Genomic DNA, 4,773 nt, shown 5'->3' with positions numbered 1-4,773 from the left:
TGGAGCGGCGTTGGGGTCGTGATCGGTTGTAGCGGAGGTGCCGATAGTGTGGCGTTGGTGCGAGCGCTTCAGCATCTGCGAAGTCAACCCGCGGCCGATCCGCCAACCGGTTTCTTGACGCTAGCCCATTTCAATCACGCCACCCGCGGCGAGGAATCCGAGCGAGATGAGTTGTTTGTCCGCGCATTGGCGACGCAGCTCGAGTTGCCATTTGTCGGGCGGCGGTCCGATCGTGTGGACGCCCGCGACGAGGAATCGCTGCGAAAAATGCGGCTGCGATTTCTAACGGAATCGGCCGAGCAATTGGGGGCTCGTTACGTCGCGGTTGCACATTCGTCGGACGACAATGTCGAGACCGTTTTGCACCACCTGCTTCGCGGGACGGGCCCGAGAGGCTTGGCTGGGATCCGACCGTTCCGGTCGCTGGGGGAGGATACAGTGTTGATCCGCCCGCTACGGAATGTCTCGCGAGATCGCATTCGCAGCGCACTCCGCTCGATCAACCAACCATGGTGCGAAGATTCCAGTAATACAAGTCGGGATTACCGACGCAATTGGATTCGACACGAATTGATGCCGTTGATTCTATCGAAGTATCCTGATGCGAATGAGGCCATTTTTCGAGCCGCCACGACCCAGCGTGACTGGGTCCAGACGATTGAATCGATGGCTGAAAATTGGCGGGCTCAGCACGTGCACATCGGTGACACGGTGGTGATTCAGTGCGACGGCCAAACCGATGCGACTGTGATTATCACGGCGATGCAGCAGTTATGGTCGTCACTGCAGTGGCCAATGCAAAGCATGTCACACTCGCATTGGCAGCAGTTGTATCAATACGTTAGCAACGCTCCCACCGGGATTTGTATGCTGCCTGGAACAATTCGAATCGAATCCATCGACGGGTGCGTTGTATTGCAGCGTGATGGGTGATGTCTAATCGGATTTGGGCGAGCCGACGGCAATGCCCAATGTCATTTGCTTTGACATCGAGCGGATGGTACTTGAGGAGGTTGTCGTTAGCGTTTACGGCTCGACTCTGACTCGGGATCTCTTCAGGCAGCCAACAGTTCTCGGTTCACTTTGGCGTTGCGGATCCACTCGCTGATCTCTTCCATGTCCGGCAGACTTCCGCCGCGAATGATTCGTTTGCCTTCTCGGCTACGGCTAATCGGATCCACTCGGCTGAACAAGTCCTCGACGTCTTGAGTCGCCAATTCTTCGGGGCTCGTGATCTCCGCTGCGACTAAAAGCTGGGCATCGTGTCCACGCAGCATCGGGATTCGGCAAACCAAGGTGGCTTGTTGTTGCCATGCCAACACGATGTCGCCGTCGATGCGGCGATTGCCAAGTTTTTCGGCAACGCGTTCGGGATTCGCGTTCAGCAAATCGTCGACGGTATAAATCCCAATCTTGTTCAGCCGATCGGCCATCCGTGGTCCGATCGACGGGGCATCGACCACCGGATTGTCGCGTTCCAGGTAGAAGCGAGGCTCCGATTCGGTATCGCGTGGTTCACGCGATTTGACCGCACGCGTCTCGGATGGATCTCGCATCGAACGCGTCTCACGAGGCTCGCGGTCTGTGCGGTCGAGTGAACGCGAGTTGTGGTGGTTGTCACGATCGGACAAACGAACGACGTCGCGATTGGAGGATGAACCGTTGCGATTCGAGCGGCGGCGACGTGATCGTTCGCTACTAGAATGCTGATTTGAACCGTTGTACGTTGCACGGCCTTCGCCCCGTCCGCTGCGGTTTTGCGAGTCATCAATATTTGATTTTCGATTTGTTTCCCGATTCGATTCCGATTGTCGGTTTTCGCGGTCGCCCGAGCGAGCTTTTAAGGGGGTGTGACGCGATGAACGCTCGTCGCTTGATTCCGAGTGTCGACGACGACTCGATTCGCTCGTGCGGCCTCGGCGAAGTGCCCGAGTTGCACTGGCCCGACTTACACTGGCCCGACTTGAACCGGCCCGACTTGAACCGGCCCGACTTGAACCGGCCCGAGTTGAACCGGAGCGATCGCGACCTCGGGTGACACGAATGCCATCTCGGTCTCGGCTGTAACCGCGGATCGTGCCGATTCCGTAGCGAACTTCGGAATTGTCGAGATCATCGTAGCCCCGGTCATCGTAGCCCCGATCATCGTAATCTAGTTCTCGTCGTTCCTGACGAACGGTCTTGCGAATGGCTCGACCATCGACATAGCGAGGGCCTTTCTCGGGGCCCCAGCTGTTGGCCGCTGCAATCCAGCTGGTGATTCGGGAAAGTTCGCGACTGCTTCCGCTCAGCAAAACCTTCTGACCTTGCTCGGTCGCCAAGAAATCTTCGACCCGTTGCAGCAGGTCGGTGGGGTGGATCGACGCCAATTGAGCCGGGTTGGTCACACCGCAGCCTACCAAGACGCGAGCATCAAAGCCGCGTAGTTTGGGCACGCGGCAAACCAAGCGGCATTCGCTCTGCCAGCGGCGGATGGTCGACGCGTCGACGCTCGCCAGTCCCAATGCGTCGGATAAACGGTTGGGGTCTTGCTGCATCAAATGGGTGATGTGAGTGACCATCAATCCACGCAATCGTGCGGCGGCGACCGCGTCGATCGAAGGCGCCTGATCAATAGGACTGTCGACTGTTAAAAAAAAAGCAGGGTCCGACGACTCGCCGCGTCGCAGCATACTGAGATGGCCTTGGTCGATCAGGTCGCGATTTCGGGACACGCTATTTCCACGTGGCACCACGGTTGCGTCGATCGAGTGCGGAGCATCGGTGGTGTAGGTGTCAGCGTAGTAGTAGCCATCGCGAAAGGCGGCACCATCGCGAGCAGCATCGGTTCGCACGCGATGGCTGCCGTATACCTCATTCGCAGGTGTCTCGTCATGGCGATATCCGTCATTGTGGAAAGCACGCGGCTGACGCGATGCATATTCGGCTGCGTCCGCGTTGGCATTCGCTCCGTACGTTTCTCGCCAAGCCATATCAAGATCACGGTTGATATCGTTAACACGATAGTTGTCAGCTCGATACAAAGGATGTTCGCCCACGATGTGGTCGCCATAGGTGTGAGGATGAGGGCCAGTGTATTGCTCGGGTGCGTAGTGCGGTCGCCAAAGGGGGCGGTGAGCATGCACGACTCGGTCCGCTCGCAGTGCAAACGAACGGGCACCAACGCGGGCCAGTTCGTCTGCCAAATTTTGATCGCTTGTCAGCAACACGATTTGACGCCCTGCGGCGGCGTAGTCACGAAGCGCCGCGGCAATCGGATGATTTAAACGGCCATCATTGCTGTGATGATAAAAGGAGGTGTCATGGGCGGTCGCGTGCCGATCGCCATCAAAGCGGTGGTTGACATAGGCAGCCAACGAACGAGGAATCTCGAGAACCACTGGAACCGGTTTGCCGAGCCGGGCGAGTAATTCACCTGCAGCCATGCGGACAGCGATCACGGTCAAAGCACGTTCGGTGTTACTGCAGCGGGATTCGTCCCGTCCATCAATAAAGACGCGAGTCATGTTGTGCGTCGCGGGAGCAGATCGACTGGGGGGCGTGGCGGCTTCGTGTCCCAGAGGCTGCGAAAGTCGCTCGTATTGCCAAGAAACGGTGCGAAGTCGGCCGCCGGTCAGCCGAACAAGCCAACCGCTGGCGGCTTGCCCGAGTGGTGATGCGGTTGGAACCGGAGTTCGCATTGCACGTAGTTGGTCTCGCAATTCTTTCGCGCGACTGCGAAGCCAACGAACGCGTGACATGCGTGCCAATTTGCTGTCGATGATCCGCAATTCCTGCACCGCGGCTTCACGGGCCATCGCTTCTTGACGTTCATTTTCACGCACCGTTTCGGCGGCAATCGATGCTTGTGCATCACGACGCAGTCGGGCCACGTCGGCCAAACAGGTTTCGAGTTCACGTGAGGTGCGGTTGAGTTCGGCAACGCGATCGGCGCGTTCGTTTTGGTAACGCCACTGCAACAATTCGCGATGTCGCGCCCAATCCTGCGTTTCCTTCATCTCTGATGGCGTATAGCGATTCAACATCCGTTCGCGATGTTGCATCATTTGATCGATCGCATTGACCAGCCACTTTTCACTGCGGTTCAGTTCGCGAAGATCGTCGGCCGTCGCCGGACGAACCGCCGCGGAGTGGACGGCGGGATCGCCGAGCGAGTCGAATTTCTGATTCACCGCGTAGCGTGACGCATGCATCAGGTCGTTTCGGATGGTTCGCAAGGTTTCTTCGAGCGTGGTGCCGCCAAATGCCGACGATTCGCCGGCCGTTTGGTACCACTGATGATCAAATTGTTCGTTGCTGGCGTATCGTTGCAGTAACCAATCAATTTGGCGGGTGGCGGATTCAACCCGTTGGTCGAGTTCATCGAGCGAGTGAATCGGATCGATCACTCTGCCGGTTCGCGAGCGATAAACGTCCGCTTCGCTACGGATCCGCGAGGCGTGATGCAGATCGTCAACGAAGTACGAGTCGGAATAAAACTCGTTCCATCCACGCGACGGATCAAAGCGGTCGATCGCGTCGAGGAAACCGTCCAGGCGTCGACGGCGCAGAATCGCTGCGTCTTGCGGACCAAAGTCGGCCGAGTAAGGGTGACCGGTTGACCGCAGGTTTTGCCGCGTGGCAAGGATGGCGTCGCGGAGCCCACGGACTTCCAACAATGCACGACGCCAGCGGATCATTTGAGCGTCCAGATCATCCAATTGGCGACGAAGCGATTCGTCACGCATGGCCCAATGTTGTTTGTAGTTGTCGGTCACGGTATCGATGGGATTC

Annotated in this window: 2 protein-coding genes; one reads left to right on the top strand and one right to left on the bottom strand. The window is 57.8% G+C overall.

What is annotated here, in order from left to right:
* Nucleotides 1-933: tRNA lysidine(34) synthetase TilS (tilS, locus tag ABX962_RS30520; protein ID WP_372725224.1), on the top strand; the 933-nt coding region annotated here is incomplete at its 5' end.
* 122 nt (nucleotides 934-1,055) lie between these two features.
* On the opposite strand, the gene ABX962_RS30515 is transcribed toward tilS, so the two are convergent.
* On the bottom strand, nucleotides 1,056-4,773 hold a 3,718-nt coding region (locus ABX962_RS30515), incomplete at its 5' end, for a DUF4332 domain-containing protein (protein WP_372725222.1).

Source organism: Novipirellula sp. (genome assembly GCF_041583735.1).
GTDB lineage: Bacteria > Planctomycetota > Planctomycetia > Pirellulales > Pirellulaceae > Novipirellula.
Note: the sequence above shows the minus strand (reverse complement) of the source record. Positions and strands in the feature narration are given on the sequence as shown.